Source organism: Flammeovirga sp. SubArs3 (assembly GCF_947387565.1).
Lineage (GTDB): Bacteria > Bacteroidota > Bacteroidia > Cytophagales > Flammeovirgaceae > Flammeovirga > Flammeovirga agarivorans.
The window spans coordinates 279,194-300,763 of the sequence record NZ_CANDOA010000002.1 but is presented as its reverse complement, the minus strand read 5'-3'; the positions used below and the strand labels follow the sequence as shown (position 1 = coordinate 300,763).

Below are 21,570 nucleotides of genomic sequence, written 5' to 3'. Positions count from 1 at the left end.
CTATGAAAAATAAGTATGTAATATAGAATACGGTTCTTCCCTTAAATATTCTATATTACATACTTTATTATTCTATGGAAAAACTATCATGAAGACTACAACAATTTTATTCTTACTACTTATATTTTTTAATACTGCCTACGGGCAATTCTCAAACAGTAAACTATTTGACATGGAGGCCATTCTAGATCCCTCCACATTAGATACCCGTATTATAGAAGACTGGCATTTAGTAGAAGGAAAAATTCCTACCCAACAAAAATTGATAGAAATACATGTCGGTGAATTTTATAAAGGAGAAGTCTTTAGAGTTCCTGTACGATTTATTGTACCTGTCAATGGGAAAGCCAAAGGTTTTCATTTAACTGGTGGACACCGTTTACCCGAAATACATAAAGATGCACTCATTAAGCGTCCTACAGATATTGAACTAATCAAAAATAACGTAGGTATTGTCCATACTGTATTACAAAAATTATCTACTTGGAATAACAAACCATTAGAACAACGTATAGATCAACACTATTTTACTACACTTGATCCCAAGAGTACTGTACAATACTTCGGGTGGCCCGCTCAACTTATGAGAGCCATTACTGCAGCTTATAATGAAAAAGAATATTTTGAACAGGGAAAAGTATTGATATCTGGTGGTTCTAAAAATGGAGCCTCCCCTTCTATTGCGGTTATTCATGACAAACGTATCACTGCAGTTCATGCAGGAGTTTCACCATATGCTACCTCCGGTATTCGAATGAGAGATAAAACTTTATTTGAAAAGGCTGAAAAAGAAAACGAACAATATTTAGAAAAACATCAAATCAAGAAGTCGAATCGGTTTTTAGGTGGTTTTTATGGTCCTTCATTTATTGAGAAATCTCTTGCGGCAGGGCATACTTGGAAAGAGTTAGAACAATTTGCACAACAATACTACAAAGAGGTATTTATTGCAGAAAATATGGATCAATTAAATCAGAGAAATGTTGATCTTTTGTTTCACCCTGGAACTCATGATTTTGTTTGCTATGATATTCCTCTGGTAGATAAGGATTGCCAACATATCCCAGTTTATTTACAAAGAAATTCAGGTCATGGTCATAAAATTCCCTTTGATCGTCAACCAGATAAAAACCAACAAAATTTAAATGCATTTATCTTGAAACATTTCTTAGGTAGTCAAGAAAGTTTTTTATCTCGCCCTTCTGTCTCTACCTATCAACAGGAGAAGTATTTAAAAATATCCTTTACAATGGCTCCAGGAGAAGTAGCGAAGTCAGTTCAAATATTTTGGATGTTCGACAGACCATTTTCTTCCACAACGGGATACATTAAAGAGTTATTTCCATTGGAAAATGCTCAAATGTTATCACAACAATCAGACGGAACTTGGTCAACTAAGATTAAGCTTCCCAAAAAAGGGACAACAGTAGACTTCTATGCCAACTTTGAAAAAGAATTAAATATCGAAGGACAAAAATATAGTACCTATATATCAAGTCCTTACCAAGTCATAAACATCAATAAACAATTGAAATAACTTTTAATACCTCTCCTAAAGATTTTATTGGCCATACCTTACTAGGTGTGGCTTTTTTTATATATAAAAATTCATAAATAGTTCGGGGAATTATCATTCGTTTACTTAATCAATATTAATAGAAATGGCTATATGTAACTAATTGTCGTTGAATAAATTAAATCAAACTACAAAAAACATAAGCCATGAAAAATTTCATTATCACATCAGTATTATTCTTCGCTACATTATTTTCAATTCAAGCCCAATCTATCGAAACAGAAGTTGGCAAATTACAATATGTAAAAGAAAGAAGAGCATTTTTATCTGAATCAGTCGTTCAAGATATTAATAAAGATAATACTACAGATGTGATCTACTCTTATTCATACAATGCAAAAAGAGGTGTGATGACGATTAATGTTATTAGTAAACCTGAATTTGCAAATTATGCAGAAGTTGCAGCATCTGAGGCATACATTCCATTATTAAATGAGTATGGTGTAGAGCTAAAAGATTGTACTAGAGAAGCATACGAATATGATGCTAAATATGAAGTAACAATCACAATGCCTATCGATAAAGAAAAAATGGATATTAATCCCGATGATATCTATATCGCGAAATAATATCCTCAAAAAATATAATTTATAGTAGAATGTTTAAGGGTTTCAACAGTTTGTTGAAGCCTTTTTTTATTGCTGTTAAAAGAATATTAAAAAGTCTTATGTGCTTTAGTATGTATATCGAATACTATTTCAACCCTATTGGGGATCGATTAGTTAAACTATTAGTAAGAAAGCACATACATATCATGAAGCATAAAAATATACATCTGCTAACAAAAGTAGTAAGAGAGGAGTTCATTCAGAGAATAAAAACATTTATCACAACAGAAAGTGGAAGAAGCGAAATACGTTTATTTTACTTATATGTTATTCCACTGGTAATCTATCTCCCAACTTAATGGTAGGTTGGATGGATGCCAAACACCCAATGAAAGTAACTAAAAGTGGAGTGGCCTATCACCCTACACATGTACAACAACAAGTAAAGATCAATGATAACAATCTTACAAAAGGATTGCTCTTTGGTGTATTGGATATCGAAAGGAAAGAAGTTTTATGGCTGGAGTTAGAATTCGATGGACAAGTGGTACATAATATGTCTCTACATGCTGTAAAAGCTTTAATTAAAAGACTAGAGTCCAAAATAAAAGTAGGAGAACTCCTAGAGTTAAAAGCCGAAGTACATCAACAAGAAATTGCTAATGAAAAAGAAAATGCTGACCAGATATATGATCAGCACTGGGCTTTAAATCTTGCTGAAGTGAATCAACTTTGGAATTAGTATTTCTTTCTATCTCTTAAGGAGGCGTTCTACTTTCAAATCATGAGTCTTTGATTGTAAATCAATAGGAGACACATAAGGAAACACCCAATTGAGAGATAACAGTATTATCATTAAAATTATATCCTTTAATACAGAACCTACAAATAAATTTAGGGTAAAAAACTCTTTAAAAAAGAGAAGAGGAATTAGGTATAAAAAAGGGTAAATCCACCAAAATTCATAGATATAATAAAGTACTTTCCTTGTCCGTGATTCGTAATAAGGGTCTAAATCATAGAAAACTCCACTCCCCTCAATTTTCACTTTCTTAAGTACATCTTTCCACTGCTGATCAGCCGAAAATGTCAATTCAGATTCTTCGTTTTGTATCCGTTGAATCACCGGTACTGAAGTAGAAAATATTCTAGCAAGTTGTTCTACATCACCATCATTACAATCTAATAATTGCTCTACAATTTCATGTCCTTTTAAAAGTTCAACGTCAGAATTAATTTTTTGAATGTCTGAGATGTTGAGGCAGGAGGTGAAAAATAAGGGGAGTAGGGGCAAGTATTTTATTGTCTTCATTTTTAAATTGTCTTTCCAAGAAAACTTTCAAGATTACTGTAAACTGCAGCAGGACTATAATTGGCACTTGGATGCTTACTTCTGACACACTGTGCTGAAATATCTTTATACTGATAAGTAATAGTAAATAAAGATCCAATCTTCTCGCTTTCAACTCTAAATTTATGCGGTAATTGATCCCATAATCTATAACCACACACAAATACAATATCAGGTTTCACTTGCTCTAGTAACTCATAAAATGCATTTCTACCTCTCTCCCACATTTCATGTGAAGGTGCTTGTCGAGACTGATCCAAATAGTCTTGAACAAAATTATTATATGCTACAGATTGCCAAAAAAACACTTTCCTATCCAAAGATAATTGAGCTGCATTTTCTTCCTCAAGAAAAGATAAAACTAGCTTTGTGTAGAAAGGATGTTTAAATCTACCAGACATAGTTTCTTTTATCAATAACTCAGTCTTGTCTTCGGCACCATCAGCATAATGGGATTCTCCTAATATTAATATCTTCTTATTAAAAATCCGTTTCTGCGAGAAATGTTCACCGATCCAAGTCTTATAATGTAAACCACTCATTTAAATAAGTTTTGCTAATTGCTTTTTAGTTGATGCATTACCAACAGGAGTTCCTATTGTTTGCAATGCATTTTTCATCGTTTCCTTATCTGTGTCCCATACGAAAATATAGAGTTCAAACTTAGCTCGCGACGAAGCGACATACATCCTTTTAAGGTATTGTGGATCTTGGTATTTTTCTAACCTCACATCAGTGATAAAAACAGCATCCGCTTCTAAACCTTTTACTTTACTCGCAGTGGTATAAGGTAAATTAGCTGTCTGCGTATCATTCTTCTTTACCTTTAATACAGATGGATTTTTCACTTTTTGCAATTGAGGTACAATCGCTGAATACTCTTGATCTACATCATGTGAAGAATGAACAGAAACTACTTTTGCATGTTTTTGAGGATCAATACCTGCTGTATTCCATTCTTGTGCTTTTTGTTCAATAAACTCATGAACTTCTTCAATAGATTGTATAAAAACCGTTTGGGGTTTGATACCACTTTCAACTTCTTCAAGTGTTTGTATTCTATGTTTATTTCTTTCTTTATTAATAAATCGATTAGAATAATTTGCAATCTCTTTTGTATTGCGACAGTTGATATTTAATGACAGTCGGCAATCAATATCTAACAGCCAGCTAGGAGTTTCAGATTTAGATAAATAAATATCTTGGTTTTGATCATAGAATAGATACAGATGCTTTGGTGTTGTTGCTTGTAACAATTCAATCCATTCTTCCTCAAAGTCTTGTGCTTCATCAATAATAATATGTTGATATTCAAAAGCATCTATATCATCAATCAATGTTTCATAAAACTTCTCCCTAATTGCACTCCAGTTTGTGGCATTTCTTTTAACAAAAGAACTTTCTAATGCTCTTTTTGCTAATTGGTCATAGGTCAATACTGAGATGAACTGTCTTTCTTCCTCAGAATATTTATTATTCAGATAATGCTGTAAACCACTATTAAAACATAGAAATAGAATTTTCTCGTTAGGGTATTGTGAAGCCAACCGTCTTACTTTTTGTTCAGCAACAACGGTTTTACCTGATCCTGCTTTCCCTCGAATTGCAGCATAAGGTTCGTACTCCGTAAAATCTAAAATACGAGATTGTGTTTCTGTCAACATCATCATTTTCTGTTCCAAGCGATCTTGATTAGATTTTAACGATGACACAATGTTAAGTGCAGGAAGTAATACATCTAAAACTTGCTTCTTTGAAAGCTTCATCTCGATTTTCTCATCTTCAAAAATACTTTCAATTGCTTTTTGAGGAGATGTCAAAGTCTTTTGATCAAATAACTGGATTGACTTAAAAGGTAAATGACGATTAACTTGATCAAACTGACTATTTGGAAACCAAAGAGCAAAAGTAATAGGCATTTCTATAAAATTACTCTCAAAATGATCTTGAAAAATACGTAACATAGCAGCCTTCGCATCCATCACCTGATTAAGTGGATCTTTTGCTCCTGCCAAAATATGTTCTTCTCCATGTAGTAAGCGATAGAATGATCCTTCTTTATAAATCATTTCTCCCCCCTTTACCTCAATAATTAAGATACCTTTCTTAGGATGAAAAACCATAAAGTCATTCTCTCCATTTTTATATTTATTCTTAAATGAAGATTGCCACCTGTAAGAATGAAATACATAGTATTCATCATCAAGATGATTCAAAAGACTATCATAGATTAACTTCTCAGCATTTAATCTATTAGGATTAAAATGCTTTTTATCGAGGTTGGGATCGAGGTAAATTGGGGGGAAGATGTGGGGCATTGTGTAGTTGATAAGTTAAAGGAAAGCTTCAAGTAAAATTTACTTTTTACCTTTTTTTTCATCTAGCGCCTTTGTAACTATTTGGAAAATTGATTTAGTAATTGGCCCTGGGCCTTCTTTCATACCTTTTATTATTACTTCATCAATTATTTTTTTTGTAAAATTTGCCATTTTTATTTTTATAAATAGAAGTTATTAAATATTTATTAGTGTCATAGTAGAGAATAATTGTTACTTTATGAACGTATCTCTTGCAATATTACCAACAACATTTGTTGATACTGCATCAACAGTTCCCCCAATTATACCACCTAAAAATGGTACAGCTTTACCAAGATTGACAATACCTTTTTCTCCAAATTTTGTTAATAACCTGAATCCCACTTTTTGATTTATTGCCACAATAGTTTTTCCTGAAATATTGTTAATTGCTGATTTTGCAAACTGCTTTCCGAATTGAATTCCAATGTCTTTGAGTATGTCTTTTGCTGCATTTCCAGTCATACATACATATACCATTGACTTTACTTTATCATCTCTGATATCATGTCCCCCCATATGTGCAATTGCAGCAATCATTCTAATCTGAACATAAATGACAGAAGCAATATTTGCAGGAATTGCTACAGGTAGTGTTAACAAACCTCCTAACCCAGTCAGAAATCCACTTGTACCAGCTTTTGTATTTTGCCAACGTATTAATGCATTTGCATTATCAACAATACTTGACCCATTTGACATATAGTTCTCTGCCATTTCGTATGCAGAGTCTAAACCTGGAGCACCAACTAGAGCTTTTTCATACCCCCAATCTAGTGCCTTCATTATCATTCCTTGATTTAATGCTTCTTTTGCCATAATATTAATAGTTTTAATTATTTATAAGACGATATATTTATTTCTAATTATCTAACCTCCACATACGCCGAGCTCACCAACCCAGCTTTTTTAATATCAATTCCATACATACGCATAAATGCATCGATGACAGGTTTTCCACCGTTTACAGTAAGTGGATTGGAAGTGGTTTGAGAGACCACTTGTACAGACATTCCTTTTTCGTATCTCACTCCATTGGTAGTTCCAGAGTGTTTTAATGTAGCTGTAAAGACAGGCATAACTTTAATTGATTTTTAATAGTTGACGATGATAATAATTTGATAATCGTAAATCTATAAAATAAGTTACATTGTTACTTCAAATAGAATTTAAGTAACAAAACAAACAGCTGTTTCATTTTTAATTAATTGATTTGCAATGTTTTATATATTGAAAATATTCTAAGATTTACAATTATTAATTGTAGCAAATTAAGAAGAGTTACTTTTTGATACTCTACTCACTATCAATTCATTTGATAAATGATAGTTTCTTAATTTATCAACAATACAAAGGTATTTCCAAGGGTACGAAAATACATTTCACACCTTAATAATTTTTCAAGAAGTCTTCTAAGTGCTGTTTTATTTGAGTTTTTAAAATGTCGGGTTCAATCACTTTCACTTCTTTTCCGTAATAAAGAATTCTATATATCAGATCTTCATTGATTCTTAATTGGTATTGAAAATTAGTCCAGTTTGGGTTGTCTTTTTTAGGGAGTAATTGTTGGGAATGATGTAATGGAACTTTCTTGATATATGGAGCTTTTTTATTGGAGAAGGAAAGTATAACGGTTTCAATATTACCATTTGAGAAAATACCAATGGCATTTTCATATAAATAGATCATCTCTGCTTCAATTTCTGGTTTTCTCTTAAAAGAATCATCTTGTAAGGTTAAGCCCACAATACGGTCTAATCCGTAACATCGAATATTTTTTTCGTTTAATCGATCATTTTTTACTCCTATAATATACCAGCGCTGCTGATACTGTTTAATGTAATACGGTAATAGTTCTACCTCTTTATTCTCATTAGAATTAAATTTTTGATACTTAAACTTAATACCTTTGGATTGATGTAAACTTTCTAGTAGTAAAGGAAGAAATTGAACATTATTACTTTTATCATCATTGGAGGAATCTAACAAAAGAAATTTCTTATTATCTGCCTTAGATAATACTGTACTTTCGATACCTCTAGCCATCCATCCAAAAAGATCACTATCCAACATAGTCTCTTTAGAAATCGAATAAGTGTAATCCTTCGAATCGATAATTACTTCAATATGAAAGTCTGATAACAATTCGTTTTTATAATTGATCAGTGTACGTTTATCTATTGATAAAATTCTACATAGTTCTCTTCTATTGTACCTTCTACCCTCTTTTGATAGTAAGTTGACTAGTTCGAAAAGATTCCTTTGATGTTTCAGGTTCATAATTCAATATTTAACTACTACTTCAGTTATTTACTCCCACCTATAGTGTCCGCATATTTTTCTAAATCAAACCCCATTACTTCCAAGTCTTTAATGATATCCGCATAAGTTCGGACAGAAGAAATTTTTTCTGGATCTTTTGATTCTAAGGCATCATGTGTTGCTTTAATATCTTGTGCTAACTCTTTAAACTCTTGCTTCAAGTCAATATACTTATCGTATTGTAAAGTATCCGTTTGTCTTTTCAACCTTCTACCAAAAGAAGAATGTTTACGATTCCATTCTTGTAACTCTTTCCAATAATGTTGCTTATTGGCCTCCAATTGCTCCAGGTCCATTGCGGTTTTCTTACTCTTTTCAAAACTTTCGTAACTACCTACTAAAGTTTCAATCAAAGCATATCTTTCATATAAGATATCGTACACTTCATCACTTAGTGTTCTTTCTAAACTTGAAGAATGAGTCTTCTCAGATTGATCGGTTAAATTAGAGTTGATATGTGTACCAATTATAAAATCGCTTCCCTTTTTATTTTCCCCAAAGTCATCAATGTTAGGAGTAGCACCTGACACCTCTTTTACTAAAGTAGTATATAAATTCAGACTACTGACATACGGTAAACTGTTATCATTTAAATAGGCTATTAGTGACGAAGCGAAAGGGGAATGATGTCCGGAATATCCATCAGGTACGACTTCAAGACCTCCAGAAGTAATTACTTTTCTGGTTGTTATTGACAGCTTTTCTTGAATATACTCTTGAGACTTTTTAGGTTCATATATAGTTCTATACTTTCCAAAATCTTCATTAAAAGCGGCTCCAAAACAGACATCCAATATCACAAGAACATGTTTTGCAGGTAGGTTGTCTAGGATATTCCTCATTTTTGAATAAGCAATAAAAGTTGAGCGACTCTTATCTTCTTCCAAAGTTTTTGAATCTGATGCCACAATAAAGCCATCACCAAATACCTTTTCATCAAAAATTCCATGCCCTGCCAAATAAAAGATAAAACGATCATTGGGTCCTAGTTTGTCTTGAAAACTAATTACCTTTTCTGCTATTTCTTCGAACTTTAAGTCATGATAAATTTCAACAGAATAGGCGTATTTATCTTCTAACAACTTACCTATAGTAAATGCATCATTATACGGGTTCTTTAAATCTTGGAAATTCTCAAAACTATCTTCTCCTATTAAAAGAGCATATTTCTTTCCTTCGGATGCTTGCTTTAAGTCGAAGTCTTTAATCTCTAATCCTCTAGAAATATAGTCTGTTTTCTCTTGTTGTGATTGTGAAGAACCACATGAGGTAAGAATCATAAAGGGGATCAGAATTATTGTAAGTTGTAATAATTTCACTTTAGTATGGAATGAAGTTTATTTTAATATAGTCCTTCACAAAAATAAACTTATTGAACGGATAGAATCAACACATTTTTCATCTTTCATAAAGTATCTTATCAAAAGATGTGATAAACCTTGGATTGAAAGAAATCCTATGAAAATATGGGGAGAAATTCTTCCTACTAATTGATAAAAAATTATTTCCCCATTTACTTTTCACTTTTTAAATACATTCGAGGATCATTCACAAAATATCAATGAAAGATCAAAATGAATAATTTACGTCTCCTTCTAATTAGTTTCTTATTAGCATCAAACTTTGTATTCGCTCAGGACCTTTCTCAATTAAAAGTTCAGTTTGTTACTCTAGAGAAAGGTGAGGCATCACCTCTAAAAGAATTAGCGGTTGAAGTAAAAGATCAAAAGGTAAAATGGGGACATGAAATTACTTTATACCCCGAAATTGAATATCAAGTGATAGAAGGTATAGGTGGGGCTTTTAATGAAATTGGAGGAGAAGCATTACTAAGCTTAAGCAAAACGCAACAAGACGTTGTGATCGATCAGCTTTTTTCTTCTGATAAAGCAGGGTTTACTTTTTGCCGTACCGCAATTGGCTCTAGTGATTTTGGTTTAGATGCTTATAGCTATTCCAATAAAGAAGGTGATTATAAAATGAAGGAATTTTCTATCGAAAGAGATCAGAAATATGTTCTACCTTATCTCAAAGCTGCTTTCAAAATCAACCCTAATTTAACCCTATTTGCTTCCCCTTGGAGTCCTCCTGCATGGATGAAAATCAATAATTCTATTACTGGCTTAACAGAACAAGAAAACGCACTAAAAGCAGATAAAAAAATCTATGAAGCTTACGCCAGATACTTTGCAAAGTACTTACAGGAATATCAGAATGAAGGGATCTTTATTGATAGAATGTGTGTACAGAATGAAAATGACGCCAATACAAAATACCCTAGTTGTGTGATGCCTTCATCACAAATGCAAGAGCTTACTACAGACCATATTCTACCTTTATTTAAGAAAGAACAAATATCTACTAAGGTGTACGCTGGTACTTTTAGAACGGCAGAAAAGTTAGATTTAATTGAGCTTTTAACTTTAGAAAAAGTAGACCAATTTGAAGGTGTGGGTATTCAATATACTTCTCCCTTTATCATCACAGATGCCATTAAGATGAAACCACAGCTTAAGATGTTTCATACTGAAGGACATTGTTATAATGGTAAAAATAGTACAGAAGAAGCAAAGCATCGTTTAGAAGAAGTTGCCCAATATATCAATAGTGGTGTAAGTAATTTTTGCTATTGGAATATGATACTCAACGAAACAACTGAGAGTGGTTGGGAATGGCCACAAAACTCATTAATAAATATCGATCGAGAAACAAAGGCGATACAATACAATCCGGACTATAATGCGATGTATATCATCAGTCATTTTATCAAGCCAGGAGATGTTCGTATAGCTTCGAATAGTCAAAAGCCAATGATTACGGTAAAAGACCAAGACGGAAATATTAAAATTTTAATACAGAATACAGACAACAATGATTCTACTTTTAGAATCCATCTTCAAGGAGAAACGAAGAAAATCACACTACCCAAACAAAGCATTACTGCCATTGTAATTTAGGTTCATTTCCCATGGAATAAAGTTGAATAACTCCCCTTCTCTTTTTTGTAAAATATAAAGGGTATGGGGAGTTTTTATTATAGATCTACACCTCTTTCAAATAGAAAAAAGCTTCGCCTGAATCATCACTTACTAATACTCGATGATCTTCGGTGTGGATTATTGTGCCCCCTTGATCTAATACCTGTTGTTTCACTTTAGACAAACTTCTTACCCCAAAAGTACATACCCAATATTCGTACTTTCCTTTGTAGAAGTTGGGTACTTCCAATATATCAGCAATATGTCTTTCCTTATCATCAAAAATATGATAAGTATCATTACTAATTTTATGAAGCTGCCAATTAAAAATACCTTGATAAAAAGGAAGAACTTTTTTCGCATCTGAGACATGCAATTCATTCCATACCAATGTATTTTCTTTAGCCTTAGTCCGAGTATTCATTAAGTAATTTCCTTCATAAACTGTAAAACCTGCTCCCAGTGGATCCCGAATTAAGGCAACTTTACCAAAATAATCCAACTCTTGTTCTAGCTCAATAATTCCTCCTAATGTTCTAGCTAAAGATACCGTCTTTTCTACATCATTTACTTGGATATAGGACATCCAAAAATGAGGCATCTTTAATTGTTTAAACTTCTCTGGTGTTTCATATAACCCTATCACAGGCTGGTTCCCTAAATAGGCAGTTTGGTAATCATATTCGTTTTTGAATTTCCAGTTGAAAATAGAAGCATAGAATTCCATTGACTTATTGGGATCATACGTCGATAAGTCAGCAAAAATAAAATGATTGGGTTGCATGTTATTGGATAGTTTTAGTGATGTTATCTACTTTTAATACAGAAGCGCCTGAAAGATTTAATTCTTTACTCACACTATAATAATCTCCAGAGCTTGGTACCATATCTTCGTTGTTATCTACCACAAAAGTGATATAACATTTACCTTGGTGCAGATATGTAAGAGTAAACTCCTGATCTCTATAATCAATTTCAGGGAAAAGGAGTACTTCATCCATAACAGTCTGTTCAATATACCCATAAACAGATTTGAACGAACCATCCTTATTTGTCAACGGAACTCTAGATAAATACACCTGAATATTTTTATCAGCACTTAGGTCTTTTCTTTTAAATTTCAGCTGTAAGGATGCGATGTTTTTTATATCCGAAATTTGTATGGGATCTCCAGCCATTTCACCCAATAAAGCGTAATCAAAGTTTTCGTTTTCCATCATATAACTAGCAGATGTAACGATAGGGTAAGCCTCTCCCCAATCCTGTAAAGGCATTCCTGTTGGAAACTTTTTCACTACCTCTTTACTCGGAAAATTATATTTAGCAGCAGCATCGTTTGCCAAATCCTGATGTTCCCTTTTCCCTTCAAATTCAATGTGCTTGCTTGGAGATTTCAATCCCATTTTGCTAGTATACGTCAACATCTTCATGGTATCCTTAGTAAAGGAGATTTTCACCCACATAATCTGTTTTCCTCCATAAGCATCAACAAAGACATACTCGTTATTATCCACTTCAGTTAATACAAAATAACTGGTTCGATAAATTCCACCTAAAATTCCTCCATTTCTAAGCATAATTGTTTTTTCGCCTTTATACTCTGCGACAAAGAAAGTATTGAATAAGTTACCCATACTTCCCCCTTCAAAAAGTCCATGAACTTGTGAACTATTTATTGCTCTAAAATCAAAAGCAAACCATGGAATATCCCTGCCTAATAGATGTATTTTTCCTACCCAATGCCCTTGCATCTTTTCTAGAAAGTCAAACCCTTCTACATCAATATTGATTGCTTGTAAATCTGGTGCTACAAAAGCTGTTGAGGTAGTATCAATAGTATTTAGTGCCTTCTCAGCATCTGTAATTTCTAACTGAAAACCATTCTCTGCCCAATGTTGAATAGCCAACCGTTCTTCCTTTTCGATTAACCCCGTTGTTGGCATAGGATCAGCTTCATTATTGATGCGTTTCACAAGATCTCTTGTCTTTACTGCATTGACCACATTTTCATAATTGGTTAGATACAAGTTTCCTGAAGGTCGCTTACCGGAATGACATACAATACAGTTGCTATTAATAATTTGCTTTATCGTACCATTATAAGATATATCAGCTATCGATATATCGGGATCAATAGATGAAGTTTCAACGCTTTTACATGCAGCGATAATGATAAAAAGCAATGAAGCTGAAGAGATAATAATTTTATTTAGATTCATAGTTTTAATTGATGTTCAACTACAAATGTCTAGTAATCTTTTGGGACATCTTTTGATATAGATCAAAATCTTATTTTCCTGCTCTAATCCTACTTAGCGTCTCTTGTGATATACCTAAGAAGGAGGCAATATGACCTAATTTAATACGCTGTTCTATTTTTGGAAAGTACTCTTCTAAAATCTCATATTTCTCTTTTGCAGATAAAAATGACCAACTCTTAGAAAACTGATCCAAAATTGACAAGATTTCTTCTGACAATAGCCTTGCAAAATTCCCAAAAGTGGGAAAATCATAAATTAGTTTTTGGTAATCTTCATAGCTAATTCTATATAAAGTGCAATCTTCCAAACTTTCAATATTTTCAAAACTTGGCTGCTGAGTATAGAAGCTATACCATGACGTAATAAACATATCTTCGATATAAAACCACGAACTTACTTGTCTACCATCATGATAATAGAAATTGTGCAAAACACCTTTCTCCACATAATACAGATACTTTGCTCTCTGGTTTACCTCCAATAATATCTCAGACTTTTGAGTTTCAATCTTTACAAAATCTTCTTTTATTCGTAATTCCAGTGCTTGATCAATCGCTGTCTTTTGTCCAATTTTTTGAAGAAGAGTAAGCATTTAATGTAGTTATATTAAAGAAAATGATGAGTGCCTAATCAAATTAGTAATTGAGCTTGAATATAAAAAAACTGATTAAGAATCGAATTATTTTAATCAGTTTTAGTAAGGTGTGAAATGTAGCCCCACCGGGAATCGAACCCAGATCTTAAGCGCCGGAAGCTTACGTACTCATCCGTTGTACTATGGAGCCATATTTTTATGTTTTGCGAATATACTACCTCCTTTACATAGTAACAACCATCAAATTTTCTATTTCTAAAGAAAATGAAGTATTTTTAATTGAAACTTCTTCAAGTTTAATATTCTATTCTGAGAAAGACTCTCGTTATCAATGACATTTGATTTTAAGAACTATACATTACTCTTTTTACTATTTTTTCTTTCTACACTGCAAACTAATGCACAATGGATGAGAGCTGAGGTAAATCAGGACGTCTACCTAAGAGATTATGCCGATAAAGACAGCAGAATCATTATGTCTATGGAAAAAGGTCGCGGTCTTTTAGCCCTTCCAATTAGTAAAGATGATGTCTATATACGTATTTGGGACTACCAAACGGGTAAAAGAGGCTATGCCTACAATAAGTATATCACCCTTATTGATACCTTGGTTAAGGGAGACCTCACCAACTTGGAAGTGAAAGGTTCATTAAAAAGAGGTGGTACTACGCTGCATATTGAAAATACTGAAAAGCAAGATGTACATGTTGAAATAGATCAAGTTCCTTATGCTTTAATGCCTTATCAAGAGATCACTCTAAGACTAAAAAGTGGAGATCATGGCATATGGATTAGTAAAGATGGTGCTTTCCCTTTTTGGGGAAACCTTGGTTTAGCAGACAGTGCTGAATATGTTTTGAAAATTGCGAACGAAGAAGATGTTTTAGTAAGTGAATTAAAACCAATCTATAGCATGCAAGATACCGTTCGGATGGAATTTCATCATGTCGATACGGTAAATATCACTCCTAAAGTAAAAATTGATACCGCAAGAATTGTTACCAATAAACACCCTCAAGATCTGGAAAAAGCAAAGTCTACTGTAGGGTTGAGAGGATACGTAAAACTCAATTCAATATTTGACTTTAATGGACTTTCTGATGTGGATCGTTTTGTTCCTGTAGAAATACCTGTGGGTGATGTTAGGAACACACAAGATAGAGGGTTTTATATGGGGGCCAGACAGTCAAGACTAGGGTTCTCATCAAAAGTAAAAGCAAAAACGGGGTATCTCAATTTATATATTGAAGGTGATTTCGCTGGAGGAAATACCAGTCAAATGTATTTCCGGTTACGACAAGCCTATGCAGAATACGGATATCTTACAGTAGGACAAACATGGACGACTTTCTCAAACTTAGAAGCACTTCCTTTAACAGTAGATCGAGAAGGCCCAAATAGTAGTGTGGCTATCCGACAAGGAATGATCAGATATGAAAAGAAAGTAGGTGACAACCAAAATGTTTTTGCCGTTGCTGTAGAGAGTCCAACTATCTTATTTACCGATTCTGTAGCAATCGATCAAAGGCAACTAGCTCCTGATGTGGTTTCAAGATACAAATGGACTTATGCTGATGGACACCTACAAGTTTCTGGATTGTTTCGATTGCTTTCTTACACCAATAAAAATGACAATGTAAACAGTGAGGTTGGCTACGGTATCAATCTAAGTGGAAAACAATACCTCACTGCCAATGAAGATAACATCTTGTATTTTCAAGGGATTTATGGAAAAGGGATTAGTCGATATGTCAGAGGGTTTAGAAACTATAATTTTGATGCATTTTTTAGTCCAGAAGGAAATATATTTATTCCTCAGACTGCAGGTGGATATTTCTCTTTGGAACATCATTGGTCAAAAAAGCTATTTAGTAATATTACTGCAGGAGTAACATGGTTAGAAACAGCCAATTGGCAAGAAGACAATGCCTACCAAAGCAGTTATTATGGTAGTTTCAATAGCTATTGGTTTGCTTTTGATAGAATGCAATTGGGGCTTGGCTACATTTATGGTGTGAGGAGAAACAAGGATAACGAAAGAGGTTATGCTTCTCGTTTTCAAATGTACATCAGATACGACATCTAACTTTGTAATACTTTATTGATCTTTCGATTTATGCGATCATTTTCTAATATATTCACTTTATTTCTAATCCTATTGAGCTTTGTTGCTGAAGCACAGTGGATGCGAACATCTGTGGATCGCACAACCTACTTAAAAGGATCTACCTACATCGATAGCCCTGCATTACTGAGGTTAGAAAAAGGAAGAGATATTCTTACTTTGCCTTTAGACTCTGCCGAAACTTATATTAGAACTTGGGATTACATCTCAGGAAAAAGAGGATATGTATATAAAAATGATATCACATTAATTGATACTCTAGCTAAAGCAACACTTGAAGACACCACCAATAAAAGGTCTGAAAATAGAGATGGAGCTTCGGTAAGAGTAGAAAATGAAACCGGAGAATCCATTATTGTTGAGATCGATCTTATTCCCTATCCTTTAAAAGCTTACGAAGCAGTACGTTTATCATTAAAAAAAGGTGAACACGGTTTTTGGGCCTATAGAGATGGAGCATTACCCTTTTGGGGAAATATTGTATTGCATGATAGCAGTGAAAATATACTCAAGATTGAAGAAACAGAAGATGTCATCATCGCTGATATTGAACCTATTTTTCACCAAAGAGATACTGTTGTCGTTGAGCAACATCACAATGAAGTGATCCAAGTAGCGAAACTTCTAAAAGTGGATTCCACTAAAATTGTTGATAATAAGCACCCTCAAGACTTAGAAAAAGCTACTACTCTACTTGGAATTCGTGGTTATGTAAAATTAAATGGATTATATGACTTTAACGGATTAACAGGAGTTGGAGGATTTGCTCCTTATAATATCCCTGTGGGAGATGCCAGTAACAAACAACCCGGATTTCACTTAGATGCAAGACAATCAAGAATAGGTATGTCCTCTCGTATAAAAACCAAAGAAGGGTTTATTCGTTTCTATGTAGAAGGTGATTTTGCAGGAGGCGGAACAGGAATAAATTACATGCGACTTCGACATGCTTATGTTAGCTACGGATATTTAACTGTAGGACAAACGTGGTCCACGTTTAATGATCTTGCAACTACCCCATTAACTGTCGATAATGAAGGACCAAGTACAGGTTCTTCGACAAGACAAGGATTAATCAGATATGAAAAGAAAATTGGTAATACAGAAAATGAATTCGGTGTAAGTATAGAAACACCAACAAGGACATTTACAGACTCCATCGCTATAGACAGAAGACAGAAGTACCCTGATTTTGCAGGAAGATACAAGTTCGTTTTACGTCACTCTTCATTGCAAATTGCCTCAATTCTTCGTTTTATATCTAGTTATAATATGAATGAAGACATCGTAACAAAACCTGGATTTGGTATGATGGTCAGTGGAAAAGTCAACCTTAATCTATACAATAAAAACAACCATATCTATTGGCAAGCTTTAGGAGGAAAAGGAATCACAAGGTATGTTTCTGCCTTCTCTAATTATCAGTTAGACGCGGTACCCAATCCCAACGGTGAATTGTATATTCCATTGAGTATGGGTGGATATATCGCATTGGAACATTACTTCACAAAGAAGTTTATGATGAATATTGTCTCAGGATTTTCATGGATAGACAATGCCGATTTTCAACCCGGAGAAACCTTCGAAAAAAGTTATTACAATAGCTTAAATGGTTTCTGGTTTCCGTTTGATAGAATGCGTGTTGGAGGGAGTTATGTACAAGGGCAACGTTTCAATAAAGACGGTCAAAAAGGACATGCCCAACGATTTCAATTTTATGTGAGATATGATATTTAAGAGAGTCACAATACTATAAAAGTATATCAAATCTCTTGGCCATTTCATCCATTTTTTGACGAGGAACATTATGCGTAGATCGACTACCATGTCTGTTTTCGACAATCAGAGTACTAACGATATATTGGTACTTTTCTGCTAATTCGAAATACGGAATCATTTCATCCTCAGTTGTAAAAGTATTCGAAACAATCACTAACTCTTGTCCTCTTCGCATACAGTACTCTGTCATTTCCTTACACTTTTTATGTGCATTACTGAGCTGAGATGGGTTGAACTCGTATTCTCCTTTCTCATTCAACATAAAATCATCTGCTTCAATAGAACCTCCTAACGATTCCGCTAATGTTGTTTTACCTGAACCCGGTAATCCTCTCAATAGTAGTAATCTTCCCATAACTAAAAAATAACATTGAATTCTTACTATTTATCAATATAACCTTTAACTTTAATTGGAGAATATTGATGGACAGTTATTTCTGTTTTATTTGATTTCTCTAACCACGACAACCCCAGAACCAAATTTAATCGAATACCTATACTTTTTAAATATGATCAACCTCCAGCACATCACTTTCAATAAACTCTCGCTGATACAGAAGGCTGAGATTGTACAATACTTTTCCGACCTGCTGAGTACCATGAATCAATTAGGAAAAAAATATGAGCTATACAATTACGATGGGACTTATATTCAGGTACAATATAAAACAGATAACTTATTAGAAAACGAGATTGAATCGATCATTGAATACGACAAACTAATACCGTTTTGTCCTAAAATAGATTGGAAAAAGTTCTTAAAATAAAACTACCTTTTCAATACTATTAAAAAGGTAGTTTTAAGATTGATTATATCTTTTACTTCGTTGCTACCAACTCAGCAATTTTTACAATTACTTTCGTTGCTGCTTTCATTGTTGGAACAGGAACATACTCATAACGGGCATGCATGTTATGTCCACCAGCAAAAATATTAGGACAAGGCAATCCCATAAATGATAGACGAGCACCGTCAGTACCGCCTCTAATTGCTTTCACATCAGGCTCAATATCCAAGGCTTTCATTGCATCTAATGCAAGATCTACAATATGCATGTTAGGCTCTACCTTTTCTTTCATATTGTAATATTGATCTACCATATTCAATTCAACACTATTCATACCGTATTCATTTCTGAATGTACCAACAAGTGCTTTCATATGGTCTTTTCTTGCCTCAAAAATTGTTCTATCATGATCTCTGATAATGTATTGAAGTTTCGATTCTTCTACACTACCTGTCATCGTTAATAAGTGATAGAAACCCTCATACTTTTCAGTCGTTTCTGGTGTCTCACTATCTGGAAATTTTGTTGCAAACTTAGCCGCAATATTCATTGAGTTCACCATCTTACCTTTTGCAGTACCTGGGTGTACATTTTGCCCTCTGAAAGTCACCTCGGCATATGCTGCATTAAAGTTTTCATATTCAAACTCACCCATTGGACCACCGTCCATAGTATAAGCCCACTCTGCACCGAATTTATCAACATCAAATAGATCAGCACCTTTACCTACTTCTTCATCTGGAGTAAAGCAAATTCTGATTTTACCATGCTTTATTTCAGGATTTTTCACCAAGTAATCCATGGCTGTCATGATTTCAGCTACACCTGCTTTATCATCAGCTCCTAAAAGCGTTGTACCATCAGTGGTAACAATCGTTTGACCAACATATTGCTTGATTTCTGGAAATTCTTCAGTAGATAAAACGATACCTTTTTCTTTATTTAAAACGATATCTTCTCCATCGTAATTTTCCCATACCTGAGGGTTTACATTTTTACCTGTAAGATCGGGAGTTGTGTCTACATGGGCTACAAAACCAATGGTAGGAACTTCTTTATCTACGTTCGATGGTAAAGTTGCCATCACATAGCAATTCTCATCAATAGTTACCTCTTCTAAACCTATTTCTTTCAATTCCTCAACCAACAAATTCGCTAAGTCAAACTGCTTTTTTGTACTCGGAATTTGCTCCACACCCGGAACAGATTCAGTATCAATTTTTACGTATCTTAAGAATCTCTCTAATAATTTTTCCATGGAAGTAATATTTCATTTTTACCGCACCAAAGATACAATTCAAAGTGAATACTTGTTCGTTTTAGTTGTTAGAAAATGTCATTGTTCTAAAAACAGGAAAAAAAGTGTAATTAATCGTATGATAAATGGTAATAAAACTTGTTCATTATATCTTTTTTGTATCTTGCGGACTGAATTAATTCTATAAACTAGAAACACACACCATGAAACTGCTAGAAGGCAAAAACGTTTTGATTACTGGTGCGTCTAAGGGTATTGGACGCGCAATCGCAATTCGTTGCGCGGAGCATGGCGCAAATATAGGCTTCACTTACCTTTCAAGTGTAGAAAAAGGTGAGGCATTAGTAGCTGAGCTTGAGGCTTATGGCATCAAAGCTAGAGGTTACCGTTCAGATGCATCTCAAATGGAAGCGGCTGAAAAATTAATTGCTGATTTCACATCAGATTTCGATTCATTGGATGCGCTTATCAACAACGCAGGTATTACAAGAGATACACTTTTAATGCGTATGTCTGAAGAACAATTCAATGATGTAATCAGAGTTAACTTAAACTCTGTATTCAATATGACTAAAGCAGCTACTAGAACTTTCTTAAAGCAACGTAGCGGTTCAATCATTAATATGAGTTCTGTTGTTGGTGTTTATGGTAATGCTGGTCAAGCAAACTATGCTGCATCAAAAGCAGGTATTATTGGTTTCACACAGTCAGTAGCTAAAGAATTGGCTCCTCGTAATATTCGTGTTAATGCTGTTGCTCCAGGTTTCATCGAAACTGAAATGACAGCTACTTTAGATCAAAAAATTAAAGACGAATGGTTGGCTGATATCCCTATGAAAAGAGGTGGTAAGCCAGAGGAAGTTGCAGATCTTTGCGTATTCTTAGCTTCTGATATGTCTACATATATCACTAGACAAACTATTCAGTTGACTGGTGCAATGAAGAGTTAATCTTTATTATATATATCAAAAAAGGCTGTCTCGTAAAAAAGACAGCCTTTTTTTATTTATGACGAATTTTAAATAATGTACCAAGCGTAATGGAATGATAGTTATTTGATTCTTGTAACATAATTCCTTCATACTCTAAACGTAAAGCAAGAAAATTTGTAACACTAAAATCACTGCCCACTCCCAATAATACATCCTGAGATTTTACCTTATTAAGGTATGTGTTTACATGATTTTCATAAATTAAAGTATAGTAGTTTCGATGGCTAAGAAACACTACTCCAGCTTTAACAAAAGCCGAAAGCTTCCCAAAGGAATAACGTCCAATTCCGGTAAAATCCCATCCCTTTTTATCAGCATTTAAAACATATAAATCGGTTTGTTCTGAAACATTCCCCAAGAAACGGTTGCCTAACTCAAATCCTAAATATTTAAATTGATATCCAATAAAAAGTTTACGAGTGGTAGACACTCCTTCTACTTCATATCTTTGCTGCCAAAATTCAATATCGTTTTGATTAATAAGTGAGGCTCCTCCACTAATTCCAAGATAAACCTGTGCATTAATCGATGTAGTTGTTAATAATATAGTGATGATAATTAAGTAATAGTATTGGTTATTCTTCATACTATAACTTAACTATTCGTTCACTGCATCACAATAAACAACTATTTTTCAGAT

22 protein-coding genes and 1 tRNA gene are annotated in these 21,570 nt (G+C 33.7%); 8 read left to right on the top strand and 15 right to left on the bottom strand.

The genetic code is table 11. The annotated features are described in order from the left end of the window. Nucleotides 1–88: 88 nt before the first annotated feature. The 3 genes from QL232_RS05790 to QL232_RS05780 all read left to right on the top strand — a co-directional run bounded on the left by QL232_RS05790 (nt 89) and on the right by QL232_RS05780 (nt 2,866). Nucleotides 89–1,537 (top strand): hypothetical protein, encoded by a 1,449-nt coding sequence (locus QL232_RS05790; RefSeq protein WP_281613415.1) that lies wholly within the window; start codon nt 89–91, stop codon nt 1,535–1,537. Between the two features lie 185 nt (nt 1,538–1,722). After that, nucleotides 1,723–2,145, top strand: coding sequence for a hypothetical protein (locus QL232_RS05785; protein WP_281613414.1), 423 nt, complete (start codon nt 1,723–1,725; stop codon nt 2,143–2,145). Between the two features lie 337 nt (nt 2,146–2,482). Beyond that, nucleotides 2,483–2,866 (top strand): hypothetical protein, encoded by a 384-nt coding sequence (locus QL232_RS05780; protein ID WP_281613413.1) that lies wholly within the window; start codon nt 2,483–2,485, stop codon nt 2,864–2,866. Between the two features lie 9 nt (nt 2,867–2,875). Here the strand turns inward: QL232_RS05780 and QL232_RS05775 are convergent, their stop codons facing one another. The 8 genes from QL232_RS05775 to QL232_RS05740 form a co-directional block, all read right to left on the bottom strand. Then, nucleotides 2,876–3,436: a hypothetical protein gene (locus QL232_RS05775; RefSeq protein ID WP_281613412.1), complete on the bottom strand. Its 561-nt coding sequence runs from the start codon at nt 3,434–3,436 to the stop codon at nt 2,876–2,878. A 2-nt stretch (nt 3,437–3,438) separates the two neighbouring features. Then, the gene (locus QL232_RS05770; protein ID WP_281613411.1) at nt 3,439–4,017 is read right to left on the bottom strand and encodes a hypothetical protein; all 579 of its coding nucleotides are present in this window, start codon (nt 4,015–4,017) and stop codon (nt 3,439–3,441) included. After that, nucleotides 4,018–5,793 carry an NERD domain-containing protein gene (locus tag QL232_RS05765; protein WP_281613410.1) on the bottom strand — a complete coding sequence of 592 codons (1,776 nt, stop codon included), beginning with the start codon at nt 5,791–5,793 and terminating at the stop codon, nt 4,018–4,020. A 39-nt stretch (nt 5,794–5,832) separates the two neighbouring features. Then, complete coding sequence (locus QL232_RS05760; RefSeq protein WP_281613409.1) at nt 5,833–5,964, bottom strand: hypothetical protein; 132 nt, start codon at nt 5,962–5,964, stop codon at nt 5,833–5,835. A gap of 60 nt (nt 5,965–6,024) precedes the next feature. After that, nucleotides 6,025–6,651, bottom strand: a complete 627-nt coding sequence (locus QL232_RS05755) for an EcsC family protein (protein WP_281613408.1) — start codon at nt 6,649–6,651, stop codon at nt 6,025–6,027. Between the two features lie 47 nt (nt 6,652–6,698). After that, entirely contained in the window at nt 6,699–6,911 is a 213-nt protein-coding gene (locus QL232_RS05750; RefSeq protein ID WP_281613407.1) for a DUF6140 family protein, read from the bottom strand. 310 nt (nt 6,912–7,221) lie between these two features. Continuing rightward, nucleotides 7,222–8,112 (bottom strand): WYL domain-containing protein, encoded by an 891-nt coding sequence (locus QL232_RS05745; protein WP_281613406.1) that lies wholly within the window; start codon nt 8,110–8,112, stop codon nt 7,222–7,224. Nucleotides 8,113–8,138: 26 nt separating this feature from the next. After that, nucleotides 8,139–9,473 carry a caspase family protein gene (locus QL232_RS05740; RefSeq protein WP_281613405.1) on the bottom strand — a complete coding sequence of 445 codons (1,335 nt, stop codon included), beginning with the start codon at nt 9,471–9,473 and terminating at the stop codon, nt 8,139–8,141. Nucleotides 9,474–9,728: 255 nt separating this feature from the next. Between QL232_RS05740 and QL232_RS05735 the strand changes: the two genes are divergently transcribed. Continuing rightward, complete coding sequence (locus QL232_RS05735; protein ID WP_281613404.1) at nt 9,729–11,111, top strand: hypothetical protein; 1,383 nt, start codon at nt 9,729–9,731, stop codon at nt 11,109–11,111. 85 nt (nt 11,112–11,196) lie between these two features. On the opposite strand, the gene QL232_RS05730 is transcribed toward QL232_RS05735, so the two are convergent. The 4 genes from QL232_RS05730 to QL232_RS05715 form a co-directional block, all read right to left on the bottom strand. Next, nucleotides 11,197–11,916: a VOC family protein gene (locus tag QL232_RS05730; protein ID WP_281613403.1), complete on the bottom strand. Its 720-nt coding sequence runs from the start codon at nt 11,914–11,916 to the stop codon at nt 11,197–11,199. 1 nt (nt 11,917) lies between these two features. After that, complete coding sequence (locus QL232_RS05725) at nt 11,918–13,351, bottom strand: hypothetical protein (protein ID WP_281613402.1); 1,434 nt, start codon at nt 13,349–13,351, stop codon at nt 11,918–11,920. Nucleotides 13,352–13,421: 70 nt separating this feature from the next. Beyond that, nucleotides 13,422–13,985: a Crp/Fnr family transcriptional regulator gene (locus QL232_RS05720; protein WP_281613401.1), complete on the bottom strand. Its 564-nt coding sequence runs from the start codon at nt 13,983–13,985 to the stop codon at nt 13,422–13,424. Nucleotides 13,986–14,105: 120 nt separating this feature from the next. Next, nucleotides 14,106–14,178 (bottom strand) — tRNA-Arg (locus QL232_RS05715). Nucleotides 14,179–14,319: 141 nt separating this feature from the next. Here QL232_RS05715 and QL232_RS05710 point away from each other — a divergent pair. Beyond that, a complete protein-coding gene (locus QL232_RS05710) occupies nt 14,320–16,074 on the top strand; it encodes a DcaP family trimeric outer membrane transporter (RefSeq protein ID WP_281613400.1) in 1,755 nt (584 codons plus the stop codon). Between the two features lie 30 nt (nt 16,075–16,104). Beyond that, nucleotides 16,105–17,850, top strand: coding sequence for a DcaP family trimeric outer membrane transporter (locus QL232_RS05705; RefSeq protein WP_281613399.1), 1,746 nt, complete (start codon nt 16,105–16,107; stop codon nt 17,848–17,850). Nucleotides 17,851–17,863: 13 nt separating this feature from the next. Here the strand turns inward: QL232_RS05705 and QL232_RS05700 are convergent, their stop codons facing one another. Next, nucleotides 17,864–18,247, bottom strand: coding sequence for an AAA family ATPase (locus tag QL232_RS05700; RefSeq protein WP_168880487.1), 384 nt, complete (start codon nt 18,245–18,247; stop codon nt 17,864–17,866). Nucleotides 18,248–18,401: 154 nt separating this feature from the next. On the opposite strand from QL232_RS05700, the gene QL232_RS05695 reads away from it, so the two are divergent. After that, nucleotides 18,402–18,659 carry a hypothetical protein gene (locus QL232_RS05695; protein WP_168880486.1) on the top strand — a complete coding sequence of 86 codons (258 nt, stop codon included), beginning with the start codon at nt 18,402–18,404 and terminating at the stop codon, nt 18,657–18,659. A 52-nt stretch (nt 18,660–18,711) separates the two neighbouring features. Here the strand turns inward: QL232_RS05695 and pepT are convergent, their stop codons facing one another. Further along, nucleotides 18,712–19,938: a peptidase T gene (gene pepT, locus QL232_RS05690; protein ID WP_281613398.1), complete on the bottom strand. Its 1,227-nt coding sequence runs from the start codon at nt 19,936–19,938 to the stop codon at nt 18,712–18,714. A 203-nt stretch (nt 19,939–20,141) separates the two neighbouring features. On the opposite strand from pepT, the gene fabG reads away from it, so the two are divergent. Further along, the gene (gene fabG, locus QL232_RS05685; protein WP_168880484.1) at nt 20,142–20,888 is read left to right on the top strand and encodes a 3-oxoacyl-[acyl-carrier-protein] reductase; all 747 of its coding nucleotides are present in this window, start codon (nt 20,142–20,144) and stop codon (nt 20,886–20,888) included. 52 nt (nt 20,889–20,940) lie between these two features. Here the strand turns inward: fabG and QL232_RS05680 are convergent, their stop codons facing one another. Continuing rightward, nucleotides 20,941–21,516 carry a hypothetical protein gene (locus tag QL232_RS05680; RefSeq protein WP_281613397.1) on the bottom strand — a complete coding sequence of 192 codons (576 nt, stop codon included), beginning with the start codon at nt 21,514–21,516 and terminating at the stop codon, nt 20,941–20,943. Nucleotides 21,517–21,570 lie beyond the last annotated feature (54 nt).